This is a genomic window from Pseudarthrobacter sp. BIM B-2242, from assembly GCF_014764445.1.
Taxonomy (GTDB): Bacteria; Actinomycetota; Actinomycetes; order Actinomycetales; family Micrococcaceae; genus Arthrobacter; species Arthrobacter luteus_A.
On sequence record NZ_CP061721.1, the window covers coordinates 1,995,429 to 2,013,999 of the forward strand.

Consider the following 18,571-nt stretch of genomic DNA (forward strand, 5'->3'; position numbering starts at 1 on the left):
GACTGAAGTAGTGGCAGATCCAACAACTTACAGGCCCCAGACGGGTGAAATTCCCACCAACCCGGGGGTGTATCGGTTCCGCGATCCCCACGGCCGGGTCATCTATGTCGGCAAAGCCAAGAGCCTCCGGTCCCGGCTGAATTCCTACTTTGCCAACCCTGCGGGACTGCTGCCGAAAACCCATGCAATGGTCTATGCGGCCAGCAGTGTGGAGTGGACCGTGGTGGGCAGTGAACTCGAATCACTGCAGCTTGAATATACGTGGATCAAGGAATTCAAGCCCCGCTTCAATGTGGTGTTCCGCGACGACAAAACCTATCCGTACCTGGCGCTGACCATGAGCGAGAAGCTCCCCAGGGTCCAGGTCATGCGGGGGGACCGGCGCAAAGGCACACGCTACTTCGGGCCCTATACCGCCGGCGCCATCCGGGAAACCATGGACACCCTCCTGCGGGTCTTCCCTGTGCGCAGCTGCAGTGCCGGCGTCCTGAAGCGCGCCCAGGCAAGCGGCCGCCCCTGCCTCCTGGGCTACATCGACAAATGCTCCGCGCCCTGCGTGGGCCGCGTGACTCCTGAAGAGCACCGCGCCCTGGCAGAGGATTTCTGTGCCTTTATGGGCGGCGAGGCCAAACGCTTCATCGCCAAACTCGAAAAGCAGATGGCCGAAGCTGTCGCCACCCTGGACTACGAGCGTGCGGCCCGGCTCCGCGACGACATCTCGGCGCTGCGGAAAGTCTTTGAACGAAACGCCGTGGTACTCGCCGAAGATACCGACGCCGATGTGTTTGCCCTGCACGAGGACGAACTTGAGGCGGCTGTCCAGGTGTTCCACGTCCGGGGCGGGCGGGTCCGCGGCCAGCGCGGCTGGGTGGTTGAAAAGGTGGAAGACTCCACCACGCCCGACCTTGTGGAGCACCTGCTCCAGCAGGTCTATGGCGACGACGGCGAAAGCCACGGCAGGCTGCCCCGGGAAGTCCTGGTGCCGGTCGAGCCCAGCAACGCCGCCGAACTGACGGAATGGCTGGGCGGCCTCCGCGGAGCGAAGGTGGACATCAGGGTGCCGCAGCGCGGCGATAAGGCCGCGCTGATGTCAACTGTCCGGGAAAATGCCGAGCACGCTTTGAAACTGCACAAGACCCGCCGGGCCGGGGATCTGACGGTCCGTTCACAGGCACTCCAGGAGTTGCAGGAGGCCCTCGACCTGCCGGTGCCGCTCCTGCGGATTGAATGCTTCGACGTCTCGCATGTCCAGGGCACCAACGTCGTGGCGTCCATGGTGGTGGTTGAGGACGGCCTGCCCAAGAAATCCGATTACCGCAAGTTCTCCGTCACCGGAGCGGCGGCCGCGGACGACACAGCCGCCATGCACGATGTCCTGACCCGTCGGTTCCGCTACTACCTTCAGGACAAGACCGCACAGGTGGAAGCCGCCGCACTCACGGGGCACCAGGCCGCACTCAACGCGGCGGGCGACGCTGCGGTCCTCGACACCACCACGGCTACGCCGCGGGCGAAATTTGCCTACCCGCCGAACCTGGTGGTGGTGGACGGCGGCCAGCCCCAGGTGAATGCCGCTGCCCGGGCGATGGCTGAGCTCGGGATCGACGATGTCTACGTTGTGGGCCTGGCCAAGCGGCTGGAGGAAGTCTGGCTTCCGGACAGCGATTTCCCGGTGATCCTGCCGCGGACATCCCAGGGCCTCTACCTGCTGCAGCGGATCCGCGACGAGGCGCACCGCTTCGCGATCACCTTCCACCGGCAGAAGCGCGGCAAAGCTATGACGCTCTCGGCCTTGGATGGTGTGCCGGGGCTGGGGGAGTCCAAGCGCAAGGCCCTGGTGGACCACTTCGGATCCATCAAGGGCGTGAAAGCTGCCACGGTTGAAGAGCTCACAGCAGCCAAGGGCATTGGTCCTTCGCTGGCCAGCGCCATCGTGACGCACTTCAGCGCCGAGGGATCGGCAGGGGAGACGGTGCCGGCTGTCAATATGACCACCGGCGAAATCATTGAAACCTAGGTAGGGTAAGGAGCGCAGGTTTCCGCCGACGCGGTTGCCTGCTGTGAACAGGACAGAACGGGGCGGAGCGAATGGCAGAATCAACGGCGGAGTCCGGGACGGGGCAGGACGGCATGACGCCGATCAAGCCCCTTGAAGCGGAGCTGCTGGTGGTCACGGGTATGTCGGGCGCCGGGCGCAGCACAGCCGCGGACGCGCTGGAGGACCATGGCTGGTACGTCGTGGAGAACCTTCCGCCGCAGATGCTTGGAACCCTCGCCGAGCTGGTGTCGCATGCCCCGCAGTCCATTCCCCGGCTCGCCGTCGTGATGGACGTCCGCAGCAAAGGCCTCTTCGCGGACATGCGGGCCACCCTTGGCGCCCTGGCAGCCAGCGGCGTCACCTTCCGTGTGCTGTTCCTGGACGCCAACGACGACGTCCTGGTCCGCCGCTTCGAGCAGGGCCGCAGGCCGCACCCCCTTCAGGAAGGCGGGCGGATCCTCGATGGCATAGCAGCCGAGCGGGAGGTGCTGAAGGAGCTCCGGGAGAGCTCCGACGTCGTACTGGACACCTCTGACTACAACGTCCACGGCCTGGCGACGGCAATCACGGAACTCTTCACCGAGACCGGACCCGTGGCGCTCCGGCTCAACGTCATGAGCTTCGGCTTTAAATACGGACTTCCCGTTGACTCCAACTACGTCGCCGACGTCCGGTTCATCCCCAACCCGCACTGGGTCCCGCAGCTGCGTCCGCACACGGGGCTGGACAAGGACGTCAGCGATTACGTCCTCGAAGCTGAAGGCGTGAAGAATTTCGTGGACCGCTACGTGCTGGCGCTGGAGCCTGTCCTGGACGGATACCGTCGGGAAAACAAGCACTACGCCACCATCGCCGTGGGATGCACCGGCGGCAAACACCGCTCGGTAGCGGTCGCCGTCGAGCTCTCCAAGAAACTGGCGCAGTATCCCCGCGTGACTGTCACCACAACACACCGGGATCTGGGCCGCGAGTAATGGGGATGCTTACCGGGCCGCTGCCGTTGGTACCGCTGACCAGCGGAACGGCAGGCGGCCAGCAGGACAAGGGCCCCAACGTCGTAGCACTCGGTGGCGGCCACGGCCTGTCGGCATCACTGTCGGCCCTGCGGCTGCTCACCACAGAGCTGACCGCCATCGTCACAGTGGCGGACGACGGCGGGTCATCCGGGCGGCTGCGGGAAGAGTACGGCGTCCTCCCGCCCGGAGACCTCCGCATGGCGCTCTCCGCCCTGTGCGACGACACGGACTGGGGCCGGACCTGGCGTGACGTTATGCAGCACCGTTTCCGGCCGGTCAACGGCCGGGGCGGTTCCCTGGATGACCACGCCACGGGCAACCTGCTCATCGTCACCCTCTGGGAACTGCTCGGCGACGCCGTCGCCGGGCTCAAGTGGGCCGGTGCCCTGCTGGGGGCGCGGGGACAGGTGCTGCCCATGTCCACCATCCCGCTCACCATCGAAGGTGATATCCGCGTCACCGCACCCGGCGGGGAATCCGTTCTCCAGACGGTGCGCGGACAGGCGCGCTGCGCGGTGGCAGGCCACCTCGAACAGGTCAGGCTCTTGCCCGAACAGGCACCCGCGTGCACCGAAGCGCTGACGGCCATCGAACTGGCCGACTGGATTATCCTGGGGCCGGGATCGTGGTACACGTCCGTGCTCCCGCACCTGTTGCTCCCGGAAATGCGTGCCGCCCTCAGCGCAACGGCCGCCAAACGCTGCCTCACCATGAACCTGGTCACTGACACAAAGGAAACCACGGGCATGTCGGCCGCCGACCACCTGCACGCCCTGCGCCGCTACGCGCCCGACTTCAGTGTCGACGTCGTCCTGGCCGATCCTGCATCGGTACCGGACCGGCAGGAATTCGAGAAAGCTGCGGAGATGATCGGCGCCGAGGTTGTCTTGGGTAAAGTGGGGGCGTCGGGCCGCCGACCCGTCCATGACCCTTTGCGTCTGGCAGCGGCGTACCACGACATTTTTGGGAACAGTTAGGAAGGTGCCATGGCACTGACATCATCGGTCAAGGAAGAACTGTCCCGTCTGGACATCAAAAAATCATCCGTCCGCAAAGCAGAAGTTTCCACGATGCTCCGGTTCGCCGGCGGCCTTCACATCATCTCCGGCCGGATCGTCATCGAAGCGGAAGTGGACCTCGCGTCCACGGCCCGCCGGCTGCGTGCCGCCATCGCCGAAGTGTACGGCCACCAGAGCGAAATCATCGTGGTGTCCGGCGGGGGACTGCGCCGGGGCAGCCGCTATGTTGTGCGGGTGGTCCGCGACGGCGAATCGCTGGCCCGGCAGACAGGCCTCCTGGACGGCCGCGGACGTCCGGTGCGCGGCCTGCCCTCGGCGGTTGTCAACGGGTCCGCCGCCGATGCCGAGGCCGTGTGGCGCGGTGCTTTCCTCGCCCACGGTTCCCTCACCGAGCCGGGACGCTCATCCTCCATGGAGGTCACCTGCCCCGGCCCGGAGTCCGCGCTGGCCCTGGTGGGCGCGGCACGGCGGCTGGGTATCCAGGCCAAGGCCCGCGAAGTCAGGGGAGTGGACCGGGTGGTCATCCGCGACGGCGACACCATCGCTGCGCTCCTGACCCGGATGGGCGCCCATGACGCCCTGATGGTCTGGGAGGAGCGCCGGATGCGCAAGGAGGTCCGTGCCACCGCCAACCGGCTGGCCAACTTCGATGACGCCAACCTGCGGCGCTCTGCGCAGGCCGCAGTGGCTGCCGGCGCCAGGGTGGACCGCGCCCTGGAAATCCTGGGCGACGACGTCCCCGACCACCTTAAATACGCCGGCGAACTCCGGGTGGCCCACAAACAGGCCAGCCTGGACGAGTTGGGCCGCCTGGCCGATCCCGTGATGACCAAGGATGCCATTGCCGGCCGCATCCGCCGGCTGCTGGCCATGGCAGACAAAAGGGCCATTGACCTCGGCATCCCCGGCACGGATGCCAATGTGACGCCTGAAATGCTGGACGAGTAACAGCACCCTAGAATCAGAGCGTTCACCCTGATCTTCCGGATGCCCGTCATCCGGATGCACAATCCGAGAGTTAGAAAACCGGACGAACCCGTCCACGATATTGGAGGATTTTGTGACCGAGTACGTACTGCCCGAACTTGACTACGACTACGCCGCGCTTGAGCCGCACATTTCGGCGCGCATCATGGAGCTGCACCACAGCAAGCACCATGCAACCTACGTTGCGGGCGCCAACAACGCGCTGAAGCAGCTGGCCGAAGCACGCGACAAGGGTGACTTCGCCAACATCAACCGGCTGTCCAAGGACCTCGCGTTCCACACCGGCGGCCACGTCAACCACTCGGTGTTCTGGAAGAACCTGTCCCCGGACGGCGGCGACAAGCCCGAGGGTGAGCTGGCCGCGGCCATCGATGACGCTTTTGGCTCCTTTGACGCCTTCCGTGCCCAGTTCTCCGCGGCCGCCCTCGGCCTGCAGGGATCGGGCTGGGGCTTCCTGGCCTACGAGCCGATCGGCGGCAACCTGGTCATCGAGCAGCTCTACGATCAGCAGGGCAACGTAGCACTGGGCACCACCCCGCTGCTCATGCTCGACATGTGGGAGCACGCGTTCTACCTGGACTACGTCAACGTCAAGGCTGACTACGTCAAGGCATTCTGGAACATCGTGAACTGGGCCGACGTCGCCAAGCGCTTTGACGCGGCCCGCAGCAACGCCACGGGGCTTATTACCCTCCCGTAGTGACACGCGGTACATCCGCCTGTAACAAAGTTCACATTTTGGCGTGATTTTGGCCGAAATGCGGCAGGTCCGCCCCCGCACTTGCGGGGGCGGACCAACTTAAACGTAAGATGGATCACGGAAGGCGGTTAGCCTTCAGCAACGAGGCTGGTCGCCCTCCGTTCTGTTAATCATCTCTGCCCAATGGCGTGCGGGATCTGTTAGTTGGCTTCATCGCCCGCTTAACTAGCTGTGCTTTATCAAGCACCAAGGAGACTGAAAAAGTGACGACCCGTATTGGTATCAACGGCTTCGGCCGCATCGGCCGCAACTACTTCCGCGCAGCACTCGCACAGGGCGCGGACCTCGAGATCGTTGCCGTCAACGACCTCACCAGCCCTGAAGCCCTGGCCCACCTGCTCAAGTACGACTCTGTCGGCGGCCGCCTGAAGGAAACCGTTGAGGTCAAGGACGGCAACATTGTCGTCGACGGCAACATCATCAAGGTTCTCGCCGAACGCGATCCCGCCAACCTGCCCTGGGGCGAACTGGGTGTTGACATCGTTATCGAGTCCACCGGCTTCTTCACCAAGGCTGCAGCCGCCCAGAAGCACATTGATGCCGGCGCCAAGAAGGTCCTGATCTCCGCTCCGGCCTCGGACGAGGACATCACCATCGTGATGGGCGTTAACGACGGACTGTACGACAACGCAGCGCACAACATCATCTCCAACGCATCCTGCACCACCAACTGCCTCGGCCCGCTGGCCAAGGTCATCAATGACACCTTCGGCATCGAGCGTGGCCTGATGACCACCATCCACGCCTACACCGCTGACCAGAACCTGCAGGACGGCCCGCACAACGATCTTCGCCGTGCCCGCGCCGCAGCCATCAACATGGTCCCCACCTCCACCGGCGCAGCCAAGGCTATCGGCCTGGTCCTGCCGGAGCTGAAGGGCAAGCTGGACGGCTACGCCATCCGCGTCCCGGTCCCCACCGGTTCCGCCACGGACCTGACCGTCACCGTCTCCCGTGAGACCACCGTCGAGGAAGTCAACGCGGCGCTGAAGAAGGCTGCGGAGTCCGACGAATTCCAGGGCATCCTGACCTACACCGACGCCCCGATCGTGTCCTCGGACATCGTGGGTGACCCGGCGTCCTCGATCTTCGACTCGGGTTTGACCAAGGTCATCGGCAACCAGGTCAAGGTTGTTTCCTGGTATGACAACGAATGGGGCTACTCCAACCGCCTCGTGGACCTGACGGAGCTTGTCGCAGCCAAGCTGGGCTAGGGTTAGACACATGACATTCCACACCCTCAACGAACTGATCGCTGAAGGTGTCCGCGGGCGGTACATTCTGGTTCGAAGTGACCTGAATGTGCCGCTCGACGGCTCTACAGTGACTGACGACGGCCGTATCAAGGCCTCACTGCCAGTGCTGACGAAGCTCACGGACGCCGGTGCCCGCGTGCTGGTAACAGCCCACCTCGGACGCCCCAAGGGCGCTCCCGAAGACAAATACTCCCTTAAGCCAGCCGTAGCGCGCCTCACGGAGCTTGCTCCGTTCAATGTCACCCTCGCCGGTGACACGGTGGGCACTTCCGCCAAGGAACTGGCTGCCTCGCTGCAGGACGGTCAAGTACTCGTGCTGGAGAACGTGCGCTTCGACGCCCGCGAAACCAGCAAGGACGACGCCGAGCGCGGCGCCTTTGCGGACGAGCTCGTTGCCCTGACCGCAGGGAACGGCGCCTTCGTTGACGACGCTTTCGGTGCTGTTCACCGCAAGCACGCCAGCGTGTACGACGTCGCCACCCGGCTGCCGTCATACCAGGGCGACCTGGTCCACACGGAGGTGGAGGTCCTGCGGAAGCTGACTGCAGACACGCAGCGTCCCTACGTTGTGGTGCTCGGCGGCTCCAAGGTGTCCGACAAGCTCGCGGTCATCGACAACCTGATCGGTAAAGCGGACACCATCCTGGTGGGCGGCGGCATGCTCTTCACTTTCCTCGCAGCAGAAGGCCACAGCGTTGCCGGCAGCCTCCTCGAGGAAGACCAGATCCCCGTCGTCAAGGACTACCTCAAGAGGGCGGCAGATGCCGGCACGGAGTTCATCGTGCCCACCGACGTTGTGGTGGCCAGCAAGTTCGCCGCGGACGCCGAGCACGAAACGGTCCCCGCAGACGCTATCGAAAGCAGCAGCTTCGGTGCGCAGGGCATCGGCCTGGACATCGGGCCGGACTCGGCAGCCGCGTTCGCCGACCGGATCAAGGGCGCCAAGACGGTCTTCTGGAACGGGCCGATGGGTGTCTTCGAATTCGAAGCCTTCTCCGGCGGAACCCGTGCAGTGGCCAAGGCGCTGACCGAAGCTGACGCGTTCACTGTTGTGGGCGGCGGCGACTCAGCGGCAGCAGTACGGACCCTGGGCTTCGCGGACGACCAGTTCGGACACATTTCCACCGGCGGCGGCGCCAGCCTGGAATACCTTGAAGGCAAGGAACTCCCGGGACTGAGCGTCCTGGACCGCTAGCAACAAGGGCTGACAAGTCCTCCGGCCGGCAGGGTGCCCGCGGGCACCCTGCCGGCCGCATACTTATTCACGACTTTTGGAGAACACGTGACAACGTCAACGAACGGTGCATTTGACCGCACGCCTCTCATAGCGGGCAACTGGAAGATGAACATGGACCATGTCCAGGGCATCACCCTCCTGCAGAAACTGGCCTGGACCCTGTCCGATGCCAAGCACGACTACAGCCGTGTTGAGGTGGCAGTCTTTCCCCCCTTCACCGACCTTCGCGGTGTGCAGACCCTCGTCCAGGGAGACGAACTAGACGTCGCTTACGGTGGCCAGGACCTGTCCCAGTTCGACTCCGGCGCCTACACCGGTGACATCTCCGGCCAGTTCCTGAACAAGCTGGGCTGCCGGTACGTCCTGGTCGGCCACAGCGAACGCCGCACCATCCACAACGAATCGGATGAGGTCCTGAACGCCAAGGTCAAGGCAGCGTTCAAGCATGGGATTACCCCGGTGCTGTGCGTTGGCGAAGGCCTGGAGATCCGCCAGGCCGGGACCCATGTGGAGCACACTCTCACCCAGCTCCGCGCCGACGTCGAGGGCCTGACTGCGGAGCAGGCTGCCGAGCTTGTAGTGGCTTACGAGCCCGTCTGGGCCATCGGCACCGGCGAAGTGGCGGGCCCCGAGGACGCCCAGGAAATGTGCGCGGCCATCCGTGCCGAGCTCGCCACCATCTTCGGCGACGACGTCGCAGCGAAGATCCGCCTGCTGTACGGCGGTTCCGTGAAGGCAAACAACGTAGCGTCGATCCTGAATGAACGGGACGTTGACGGCGTGTTGGTAGGCGGGGCCAGCCTTGATCCCGCTGAGTTTGCTAATATTGTCAGGTTCGAGAGTCACCTGCTGACAGATTAGTACGTCAGCAACACCCAGGCTCCCGCCATTCCAATCTTCTGAAAGGCCGTCGTGGACGTTCTTCATGTCATTCTGCAGATTCTCCTGGGCATTACCAGCCTTCTGCTGACGCTGCTTATCCTGCTTCACAAGGGCCGGGGCGGCGGGCTGTCGGACATGTTCGGCGGCGGTATGAGCTCAGGCCTGAGCTCCTCGGGTGTGGCAGAGCGCAACCTGAACAGGTTCACCGTGGTTCTGGGCGTCACCTGGGGCGTAGTGATCATCGCACTGGGCCTGCTGATGCGGTTCAGCGGGGCGGGCGACTCCTAGGAACTTCCAACTGATAGTGGCGCGTCACTGCCGCCGCGGGAATCTCCGAACTAAACTGTGGCTGTTGGCTTCTCCAACAGCCACAGTGTCGTTTAAACAGCGTCGTTTAATCAGCCAGGAGTCCCGATGGTACATAGCGCGTCTGCATTCCGTGGCACCCGGGTGGGTGTGACCGAAGGTGCCGGTCCCAAGAACCAGTCCGAGGCAACAGGGGAGCGCGTACCCAGGATCAGGGTGTCCTACTGGTGCGTCAAGGGCCATGAGACCCAGCTTGTTTTCCTGCGGCTGCCCGACGAACAGATTCCGGTCAGCTGGGATTGCCGGCGATGCGGGTCACCGGCGTCCCGCGACGGGGAGCAGGCCGCCCGGGATGAACCACTCGAAGAGGGCTATAAAAGCCATCTGGAGTACGTTAAAGAACGGCGCTCCGACCAGGACGCCGAGGCTGTCCTGGCCGGAGCGCTGGAAAAGCTACGCGCCGGCCGCGTCCTTCCGGACGAGCTGCTGCGGGACACGTGACGCTGCATTCTCATCGATCAACCATAGTGTGCGCGATGTCCCGCGCGGCCCGGCGGCGGGCACCTGCACGGGGTTCGCACCTGCAAGGGCGAGTCCCACCGCACCGGCCTTGTCCTCGCCAGCCACCACCATCCAGACCTCGGCAGCGGTGTTGATGGTGGGCAGCGTGAGGGAAATACGCTGCGGTGGGGGCTTGGGGGAGTTCCGCACCCCCACCACGGTCAGTTCCTTTTCACGGATGCCGCCCTGTTCCGGGAACAGCGAAGCCACGTGGGCATCGGGTCCAACGCCCAGCAACACGACGTCCAGCCGTGGGACCTGCCCTGGCTCGTCGGCCCGGTCGTCTGACATATCCGCGGCGTGCTCGGCTGCGGCCGCTTCCCGCAAGCGCCGGGCGTAGTCGTCCGCGGCCTCTTCGGGAGTATCGAAGTCGTCCGTGGAAGCAGGCTGGTTGATCCTTGCCGGATCAACCGGGATGTGGGCGAGGAGGGCATCGAATGCCTGCCTGGTATTGCGGTCCGGGTCCTCCGACCCTACGAACCGCTCGTCTCCCCACCAAAAGTTCACTTTCGACCAGTCGACCGCGGGGGCTGCCGGTGAGTCAGCGACGGCTTTCAGGGTGCCGATACCCACCGTTCCGCCGGTCAGCACCACAGTGGCCTCACCGTATTTGTCCTGCACGTCCACCAGCTTGGTGATCAGGCGGGCTGCGATGGCAGCCATCAGGACGGACGAATCGGGGTGGATGCTTACTCTGGGCTCAACGCTCACTGGGCCGGACGCTCCTTAGATTGGTACGTGGAAGTCCAATAGTAATCACTTCTCCGAAGACTTCGTCGGGGTCGAGGCGGCGGAGTTCTTCGGCGAGGCAGTCTTTGAGGCTGCGGCGGGGCAGGGAGATGCGTTGGGCGGGCTGGCCGGGCTGGGTGAGTTCGGCGATGGAGGTGCCGGGGCGGAAGAGTTGGACGTCGCCGTGGGGGCGGGTGAGCCGGACGCGGCGGATCCCGGTTCCGGCGGGGTCCGCGACGATGGTTACGGGTGCGTCCAGGGCCAGGGTCAGCCAGGCCGCGAGCAGGATCGTGGACGGGGAGTCGGAGGCGCCTTCGACGGCGACCGCGGTCACGGGGGACCCGTCGGTCTGGTCCAGGACGGCGGCGAGCTGGATCCGCCAGTTCGTGAGCCTGGTCCAGGCGAGGTCGGTGTCGCCGGCTTTGTAGGTGGCCCGGATGTTCTCGAGCGCCTTTTGGGGATCGGGTTCGTTCGCGGAGTCGGTGATCCGGCGGTGCGCGATCTTCCCCACGGAGGTTTCGCAGGCGTTCTCCGGTGCCCCGTGCGGCCACCAGGCCACGATCGGGGCGTCCGGGAGGAGCAGGGCCGCGACCAGGGACTCACTTTCGTGGGCGAGTTCCCCGTAGCCGCGCAGCACGATCACTTCCGAGGCGCCGGCGTCCCCGCCGACCCGGATCTGGGCGTCGAGCCGGTTCGGGGCCTCGGCGCCGGCGTCGGCGAGCACGATGATCCGGCAGGGGTGTTCCCGGCTGGCTTCGTTCGCGGCCTCGATCGCTTCTTCCTCGAGCCCGGACCGGGTCACGACCACCAGGGTCAGGACCCGGCCCAGGGCGATCACGCCGCCCTGCTCGCGCAGGGACATGATTTTCTTGGAGATCTTCGAGGTGGTGGTGTCCGGCAGGTCTACGATCATGGCCTTCTCCAGGTTCGTCCGTCACGGGCCAGCAGCTCATCGGCGCTGGCAGGGCCCCAGGACCCGGGGGCGTAGGGTTCGGGCTGCTCCGCCAGGGAGGCCCAGTAGTCCTCGAACGGGTCCAGGATCTTCCAGGACAGTTCCACTTCCTCATGCCGCGGGAACAACGGCGGCTCGCCCAGGAGCACGTCCAGGATCAGCCGCTCATACGCCTCCGGGGAGGACTCGGTAAACGAATGCCCGTAGCCGAAGTCCATCGTCACGTCCCGGACTTCCATCTGCGTGCCCGGGACCTTGGACCCGAACCGGATCGTCGCGCCCTCATCGGGCTGGACCCGGATGACCACAGCGTTCTGCCCGAAATCATCCTCCCCGTGGTCACGGAAGAGCAGGTTCGGGGCGCGTTTGAACACCACCGCGATCTCGGTCACCCGCCGCCCCAGCCGCTTCCCGGCCCGCAAATAAAACGGGACCCCGGCCCAGCGCCTCGTGTGGATATCGACCCGGATCGCCGCGAACGTTTCGGTCTTCGAATCCGCGGGGATCCCCTCTTCCTCCAGGTAGCCCTGGACCTGTTCCCCGCCCTGCCAGCCGCCGGCGAACTGACCCCGCGCCGAATGCGTGGACAAATCCTCCGGGAGCTTCACCGCGGCGAGGACCTTTTCCTTCTCCGCCCGCAAATCATCGGCGTTAAAGGAGATCGGTTCCTCCATCGCCGTCAACGCGAGCAACTGCAGCAGGTGGTTCTGGATCACATCCCGCGCCGCGCCCACACCGTCGTAATACCCCGCCCGGCCGCCGGTGCCAATATCCTCGGCCATCGTGATCTGGACATGGTCCACGTAATTCGCGTTCCACAACGGCTCGAACAACTGGTTCGCGAACCGCAACGCCAGAATGTTCTGCACCGTCTCCTTGCCCAGATAATGATCAATCCGGAACACCGCATCAGCCGGGAACACCGACTCCACAATGTCATTGAGCGCCCGGGCCGAGTCCAGGTCATGACCGAACGGCTTCTCGATCACCACCCGCCGCCACTTCTCCCCATCACCCTGCGCGAGGCCGTGCTTGGACAACTGCCGGCAGACCTGCTCAAACGCCTTCGGCGGAATCGAGAGATAAAACGCGTGGTTCCCCCGCGTCCCGCGGACCTCATCGAGCTCATCAATGACCTCACCAAGCCGCTCAAACGCGTCATCATCATCAAACGCGCCCCGAACAAAACGGATCCCCTCCGCGAGCTGGTTCCACACCGCCTCATCAAACGGGGTCCGCGCAGACGCCAGCACCGCAGCCTTCACCTCCGCCGCAAAATCCTCATCCGACCACTCACGCCGGCCAAACCCCACCAACGCGAAACTCGGCGGCAACAACCCCCGGTTCGCCAGGTCATACACAGCCGGCATCAGCTTCTTACGCGCCAAATCCCCCGTGACTCCAAAGAGCACCAAGGAGGACGGACCCGCAATCCGGTTGAGACGGCGGTCCCGCGGATCGCGGAGCGGGTTGCGTCCCGCTTTTCCGGCAGGCATGGCGGAGTTCCTGCCGTTGTCAGTTTCTGGCATGGTGCGGTTGAGCCTTAGCTGTCGGAGACGGATGCGGACTGGGCGGCGACAGCGGTGATGATCTCCTGCAGCTGTGCAACGCCGGCGGTGCGGTCGGTGAGGTGCAGGCGCAGGACCGGGCGGCCGTGACCGGCCAGGACCTGGGCGTCCCCGGCGGCCTGCGCGGAGATCAGTTCCCCGAAGGTGAAGGGACGGTCCGGGATGGCCAGATCCTCGGCGGGTGCCGCGGTGACCTGGAGGAACACGCCGATCGCGGGGCCGCCCTTGTGGAACTGCCCGGTGGAGTGCAGGAACCGCGGTCCCCAGCCAAAGGTGACCGGACGGCCGCTGGTGCCGGCGAGCTGGTCCCGGATGCCTTCAAGCTCGGCGAAAGCCAGGCGGTCGAAGTAGGCCTGGACACTGAGGTAGCTCTCATCATCAAGCGTTCCCAGAAGGGCACCGACGGCTTCCTCGGCCGTGTGGGCACCGCGGAGCCAGTCACCGCCGCGGACCTCGATGGCACCGTCCACAAAGGCGGCCGGTGTGGGTTCGGGCTGGGCGTCCAGCAGGCCGCGGGCGGCGACCTTCGCCGCCTCCACATCCGGCTGGTCGAACGGGTTGATCCCCAGCAACCGGCCGGCAACGGCCGTGGCGAATTCCCACACCATCATCTGGGTGGCGAGCCCGCCGGCAATGGCCGCCTCGTTCTCACCGAGTTCGACGTCGGCATCAGCAGCAACCAGCCGCACCACCAGCACATCAGCGGCACCGGAGCCGACCTCGGGCGCCGCCGGGCCGGCCACGACCGGCAGGACCCCGGTGCCGGACTTTCCGGTGGATTCGGCGATGAGCTGTTCGGCCCAGTCCGCGAAACCCACAATCCCGGACCCGTCCTCGGCAATGACGATCTTGTCCCGCAGCGGGCTGGTTCCGCCCAGGGCCGCGCCCAGGGCCAGACCGATGTTCTCCGGCGCATCCTCGTTGAGGATCTCGGCGGCTTCCTCGGCCTCGTCCAGGAACGCCTGGATATCCACGCCGGCCAGGCCCGAGGGGACCAGCCCGAACGCGGTCAGGGCCGAGTACCGGCCGCCGACGTTGGGATCCGCATTGAACACGGCCCGGTAGCCGGCCTCGCGGGAGGCCTTATCCAGCGGGGAGCCGGGGTCGGTGACGATGATGATCCGGCTCTTCGCGTCGATCCCGGCCGCGGTGAAGGCGTGCTCGAAAATCCTGCGCTGGGAATCAGTTTCCAGCGTGGAACCGGACTTGGACGAGACCACAATCGCGGTCTCGGCCAGCCGGTCCGCGAGGGCGGCACGGACCTGATCGGGGTCCGTGCTGTCCAGCACGGTCAGCTCGACGCCAGCGGTACCGGCGATAACCTCGGGAGCCAGCGAGGATCCGCCCATGCCACAAAGCACGATGCGGGACACGCCGTCGGACTTCAGGGCATCACGGAGCTCAAGGATCCCCGGAACCAGGGCCTGCGAGACGGTAGCCGCCTCGACCCAGCCCAGGCGGACAGCAGACTCGGCCTCGGCCTCCGGACCCCACAGGGTATGGTCCTTCGCGAAGATCCGGGTCGCAATCCGGTCCGCCACAAGAGTGGGCACATGCTGCTCAAGTGCCTGCTGCGCGGCACCGGTGGCGTCGTAGCTGAGAGTGCTCATAGTGGGTTAGGATGCCTTCCGTGCGGTGGCGAGGGCGCCTTCGACGTCGGCCAGCAGTTCCTTCCAGCTGGCCACGAACTTGTCGAGGCCTTCGGATTCAAGGAGCGCGACAACCTCGTTGTAGGAGATGCCAAGTGCGTCGAGGGCATCCAGCGTGGCGTTAGCCTCCGCGTAGGTGCCGGTGATGGTGTCTCCGGTCACGACGCCGTGATCGAACGTGGCGTCGAGGGTCTTCTCCGGCATGGTGTTGACCACGCCGGGGGCTACGAGCTCCGTGACGTACAGGGTGTCCGGGTAGGCCGGGTCCTTGACGCCGGTGGAAGCCCACAGGGGACGCTGGGGAAGGGCGCCGGCTTCGGCCAGCAAGGCCCAGCGTTCGGTGGCGAACAGCTCCTCGTAGACCTGGTAGGCCAGGCGGGCGTTGGCCACGCCGGCTTTGCCCTTGAGTGCCTTGGCTTCATCGGTGCCGAGGGCGTCGAGTCGCTTGTCGATCTCGGAGTCCACGCGGGAGACGAAGAAGGAGGCCACCGAGTGGATCGTGGACAGGTCGTGCCCGTTTTCCTTGGCCTGTTCGAGGCCGGACTGGAAGGCGTTGATGACGGCGCGGTAGCGCTCGAGCGAGAAGATCAGGGTCACGTTGACGCTGATGCCCTCGGCGAGGGTAGCGGTAATCGCTTCCAGGCCTTCAAGGGTTGCCGGGATCTTGATGTGGACGTTGTCCTTGTTGACCTTTTTGTACAGGTGCTTGGCCTCGGCGATGGTGCCGGCCGTGTCCCAGGCCAGGCGCGGGTCAACTTCGATGGACACGCGGCCGTCCACACCCTTGGTTGCTGCTGCCACGGGGGCGAACAGGTCGCAGGCGTCAGCGACGTCGGTGGTGGTGATTTCGAAGATGGTCTCTTCGATGCTGGCCCCGGCTGCTGCCTGGGCGGCAATGGTGGCGTCGTAGTCCGTGCCGGACGTGATGGCGGCGTGGAAGATCGAGGGGTTGGTGGTCACACCAACCACGTTCTTCTCTTCGATGAGCTTGCGCAGGGTCCCGGTTTCGAGGCGGCTGCGGGAAAGGTCATCGAGCCAGATGGATACTCCGGCGTCGGAGAGCTGCTGTGTAGGGGTAGTCATGGTGATATCTCCTGAATTCTGGGTTAGGCCTGCAGGCCGGCGAGGGAGTCCTTGGCTGCGGCGGCGACTGCCTCCGCGGTGATGCCGAACTCCTTGAAGAGGCGCTTGTAGTCAGCGGAAGCGCCGTAGTGTTCGAGGCTGACGGAGCGGCCGGCGTCGCCGACGAACTCCCGCCAGCCCAGGGCAAGGCCGGCTTCGACCGAGACGCGGGCCTTGACGGCTGCGGGCAGCACGGACTCGCGGTAGGCGGCGTCCTGCTTGTTGAACCACTCGACGCACGGCATGGAGATGACGCGGGCGGCGATGCCTTCGGCCTGGAGGGCTTCGCGGGCCTGGACGGCCAGCTGGACCTCGGAGCCGGTAGCGATCAGCAGCACGTCGGCCGGGACGGTGGCGCCGTCCTTGGCCGCTTCGGCGAGGACGTAGCCGCCCTTGGTGACGCCGGCAACGGAACCGAACGTGTCGCCGTCGGCCGCACCTTCACCGCGGGCGTAGGTGGGAATGTTCTGACGGGTCAGGACGATGCCGGCCGGGTTCTCGTGGTTCTCCAGCATGGTCTTCCATGCAACAGCAACCTCGTTGGCGTCGCCGGGGCGGACAACGTCCAGGCCCACGATGGCACGCAGGGTGGCGAGCTGTTCCACGGGCTGGTGGGTGGGTCCGTCTTCGCCCAGGCCGATGGAGTCGTGCGTCCAGACGTACAGCGACGGGACACCCATGAGCGCGCCGAGGCGGATGGCCGGGCGCTGGTAGTCGCTGAAGATCAGGAACGTGCCGGAGAACGCGCGGGTCCGGCCGTGCAGCGAGATGCCGTTCACGATCGAGGCCGCGGCGTGCTCGCGGATGCCGAAGTGCAGGACACGGCCGTACGGGTTACCCTTCCACGCATCGGTCTGCTTGGACGCGGGCACGAACGACGGCGAGCCTTCGATGGTGGTGTTGTTGGATTCGGCGAGGTCAGCCGAGCCGCCCCAGAGTTCGGGCATGACCGGGCCGAGTGCGTTCAGCACCTTGCCGGACGCTGCACGGGTGGAAACGTCCTTGCCGGCTTCGAACACCGGCAGGGCGGCGTCGATTCCGGCCGGAAGTTCGCGGGCCTCGATGCGCTGCAGGAGCGCTGCGCCTTCGGTGTTGGCGGCCTGCCAGGCGTTGAAGGACTCTTCCCATTCCTTGCGGGCGGCTGCACCGCGGTCAACCACGGCACGGGCGTGGGCCAGGACGTCCTGGTCCACCTCGAAGGACTTCTCCGGGTCGAAGCCCAGGACGGACTTCAAGCCGGCCACTTCCTCGGCGCCGAGGGCGGAACCGTGGATCTTGCCGGTGTTCTGCTTCTTCGGTGCCGGGTAGCCGATGATGGTCCGCAGCGAGATGATGGACGGCTTGGACGTCTCTGCCTTCGCCGCGAGCAGGGCCGAGTAGAGCTCCTGCACGTCTTCGACGTACTCGCCCGTCTCGGTCCAGTCCACGCGCTGGGTGTGCCAGCCGTAGGCCTCGTAGCGCTTGAGGACATCCTCGGTGAAGGAGATGTCGGTGTCGTCCTCAATGGAGATGTGGTTCTCGTCGTAGACCACAACGAGGTTGCCCAGCTCCTGGTGGCCGGCCAGCGAGGAAGCCTCGGAGGTCACGCCTTCCTGGATGTCGCCGTCGGAGGCGATGACCCAGATGGTGTGGTCAAACGGGGACGTGCCCTCGGCAGCGTCGGCGTCGAACAGGCCGCGCATCCGGCGCTGGGAGTACGCGAAGCCCACCGAGGAAGCCAGGCCCTGGCCCAGCGGACCGGTGGTGATCTCCACACCGGCGGTGTGCTTGTACTCAGGGTGGCCCGGGGTCAGCGAATCCCAGGTGCGCAGCGCCTGCAGGTCCTTCAGTTCCAGGCCGTAGCCGGAAAGAAACAGCTGGATGTACAGGGTCAGCGAGGTGTGGCCGGGTGACAGGATGAACCGGTCACGTCCCAGCCAGTCCGGGTCACGGGGATCGTGGCGCATCAGCTTCTGAAAGAGAAGGTACGCGGCCGGGGCAAGGCTCATGGCCGTGCCGGGGTGGCCGTTGCCGACCTTCTCCACAGCATCCGCAGCCAGGACACGGGCGGTGTCCACCGCGCGCTGGTCCAAATCGCTCCATGACAGTTCTTGCTCTTCCAAATGTGGCACGAAAACCGGGCCCCTCTCTATGCTGACGGTGGGCAGTACACCCTGATCCGGTCTGGAGCACGCTGGGGTGCCCGCTGCGGTGTGTACCAGCCGTTCACCATCGAAACGTGGATCTATCCCTCAGACACTGCCGCTTGGAACACGGTTTCCACCGCGTTCTTGCTGCATGCTGATCTGGTGACAGCTTAGCTCTATTCCACTCTCCGTTTGGCGCAAATCTCACGTTTTGGACGCAATTTCGCCATATGTGAATGAGTGTTCCGTGAGGTTGAGTTAATCTGCTCGAATCGGCCTGCGAGCAATCATCAGGGCCTATTGACGGGGCATCTGTTACAAATAGGCACGGTATGATATTCGGAGGCCGACGCCGGGTAGCCG

At 65.2% G+C, this 18,571-nt stretch carries 16 protein-coding genes; 10 read left to right on the top strand and 6 right to left on the bottom strand.

The features are described from left to right. Positions 1 to 10 precede the first annotated feature (10 nt). From uvrC to IDT60_RS09125, 10 genes are all read left to right on the top strand, one after another. The gene (gene uvrC, locus IDT60_RS09080; protein WP_191081662.1) at positions 11 to 2,017 is read left to right on the top strand and encodes an excinuclease ABC subunit UvrC; all 2,007 of its coding nucleotides are present in this window, start codon (positions 11 to 13) and stop codon (positions 2,015 to 2,017) included. Positions 2,018 to 2,088: 71 nt separating this feature from the next. Further along, on the top strand, positions 2,089 to 3,012 hold the full coding sequence (gene rapZ, locus IDT60_RS09085) for an RNase adapter RapZ (RefSeq protein WP_164199896.1): 924 nt from the start codon (positions 2,089 to 2,091) through the stop codon (positions 3,010 to 3,012). After that, entirely contained in the window at positions 3,012 to 4,031 is a 1,020-nt protein-coding gene (gene yvcK / locus IDT60_RS09090; RefSeq protein ID WP_164199894.1) for a uridine diphosphate-N-acetylglucosamine-binding protein YvcK, read from the top strand. The genes rapZ and yvcK overlap by 1 nt, the downstream gene beginning before the upstream one ends. A 9-nt stretch (positions 4,032 to 4,040) precedes the next feature. Continuing rightward, positions 4,041 to 5,021 (top strand): DNA-binding protein WhiA, encoded by a 981-nt coding sequence (gene whiA, locus IDT60_RS09095; RefSeq protein WP_164199892.1) that lies wholly within the window; start codon positions 4,041 to 4,043, stop codon positions 5,019 to 5,021. A 112-nt stretch (positions 5,022 to 5,133) separates the two neighbouring features. After that, complete coding sequence (locus IDT60_RS09100; RefSeq protein ID WP_164199890.1) at positions 5,134 to 5,760, top strand: superoxide dismutase; 627 nt, start codon at positions 5,134 to 5,136, stop codon at positions 5,758 to 5,760. 263 nt (positions 5,761 to 6,023) lie between these two features. After that, positions 6,024 to 7,034: a type I glyceraldehyde-3-phosphate dehydrogenase gene (gene gap, locus IDT60_RS09105; protein WP_164199887.1), complete on the top strand. Its 1,011-nt coding sequence runs from the start codon at positions 6,024 to 6,026 to the stop codon at positions 7,032 to 7,034. Positions 7,035 to 7,044: 10 nt separating this feature from the next. Then, positions 7,045 to 8,271, top strand: a complete 1,227-nt coding sequence (gene pgk, locus IDT60_RS09110; protein WP_164199885.1) for a phosphoglycerate kinase — start codon at positions 7,045 to 7,047, stop codon at positions 8,269 to 8,271. An 87-nt stretch (positions 8,272 to 8,358) separates the two neighbouring features. Next, entirely contained in the window at positions 8,359 to 9,174 is an 816-nt protein-coding gene (gene tpiA, locus IDT60_RS09115; RefSeq protein ID WP_191081663.1) for a triose-phosphate isomerase, read from the top strand. Positions 9,175 to 9,225: 51 nt separating this feature from the next. Then, complete coding sequence (gene secG / locus IDT60_RS09120; RefSeq protein WP_164199881.1) at positions 9,226 to 9,483, top strand: preprotein translocase subunit SecG; 258 nt, start codon at positions 9,226 to 9,228, stop codon at positions 9,481 to 9,483. 126 nt (positions 9,484 to 9,609) lie between these two features. Continuing rightward, positions 9,610 to 10,002, top strand: a complete 393-nt coding sequence (locus IDT60_RS09125) for an RNA polymerase-binding protein RbpA (RefSeq protein ID WP_164199879.1) — start codon at positions 9,610 to 9,612, stop codon at positions 10,000 to 10,002. On the opposite strand, the gene pgl is transcribed toward IDT60_RS09125, so the two are convergent. The 6 genes from pgl to tkt are packed head-to-tail and all read right to left on the bottom strand — an operon-like array spanning position 9,955 to position 18,184. Then, positions 9,955 to 10,773 carry a 6-phosphogluconolactonase gene (gene pgl, locus IDT60_RS09130; RefSeq protein ID WP_164199877.1) on the bottom strand — a complete coding sequence of 273 codons (819 nt, stop codon included), beginning with the start codon at positions 10,771 to 10,773 and terminating at the stop codon, positions 9,955 to 9,957. The genes IDT60_RS09125 and pgl overlap by 48 nt on opposite strands. After that, positions 10,763 to 11,704: a glucose-6-phosphate dehydrogenase assembly protein OpcA gene (locus IDT60_RS09135; protein ID WP_164199876.1), complete on the bottom strand. Its 942-nt coding sequence runs from the start codon at positions 11,702 to 11,704 to the stop codon at positions 10,763 to 10,765. Before IDT60_RS09135 ends, pgl begins: the two co-directional genes overlap by 11 nt. Further along, positions 11,701 to 13,272: a glucose-6-phosphate dehydrogenase gene (zwf, locus tag IDT60_RS09140; protein WP_164199874.1), complete on the bottom strand. Its 1,572-nt coding sequence runs from the start codon at positions 13,270 to 13,272 to the stop codon at positions 11,701 to 11,703. The genes IDT60_RS09135 and zwf overlap by 4 nt, the downstream gene beginning before the upstream one ends. A gap of 14 nt (positions 13,273 to 13,286) precedes the next feature. After that, positions 13,287 to 14,921 carry a glucose-6-phosphate isomerase gene (locus IDT60_RS09145; RefSeq protein ID WP_191081664.1) on the bottom strand — a complete coding sequence of 545 codons (1,635 nt, stop codon included), beginning with the start codon at positions 14,919 to 14,921 and terminating at the stop codon, positions 13,287 to 13,289. Between the two features lie 6 nt (positions 14,922 to 14,927). Next, positions 14,928 to 16,043 carry a transaldolase gene (gene tal / locus IDT60_RS09150; protein ID WP_191081665.1) on the bottom strand — a complete coding sequence of 372 codons (1,116 nt, stop codon included), beginning with the start codon at positions 16,041 to 16,043 and terminating at the stop codon, positions 14,928 to 14,930. A 23-nt stretch (positions 16,044 to 16,066) separates the two neighbouring features. Beyond that, a complete protein-coding gene (gene tkt / locus IDT60_RS09155) occupies positions 16,067 to 18,184 on the bottom strand; it encodes a transketolase (protein ID WP_191081889.1) in 2,118 nt (705 codons plus the stop codon). Between the last annotated feature and the right edge of the window lie 387 nt (positions 18,185 to 18,571).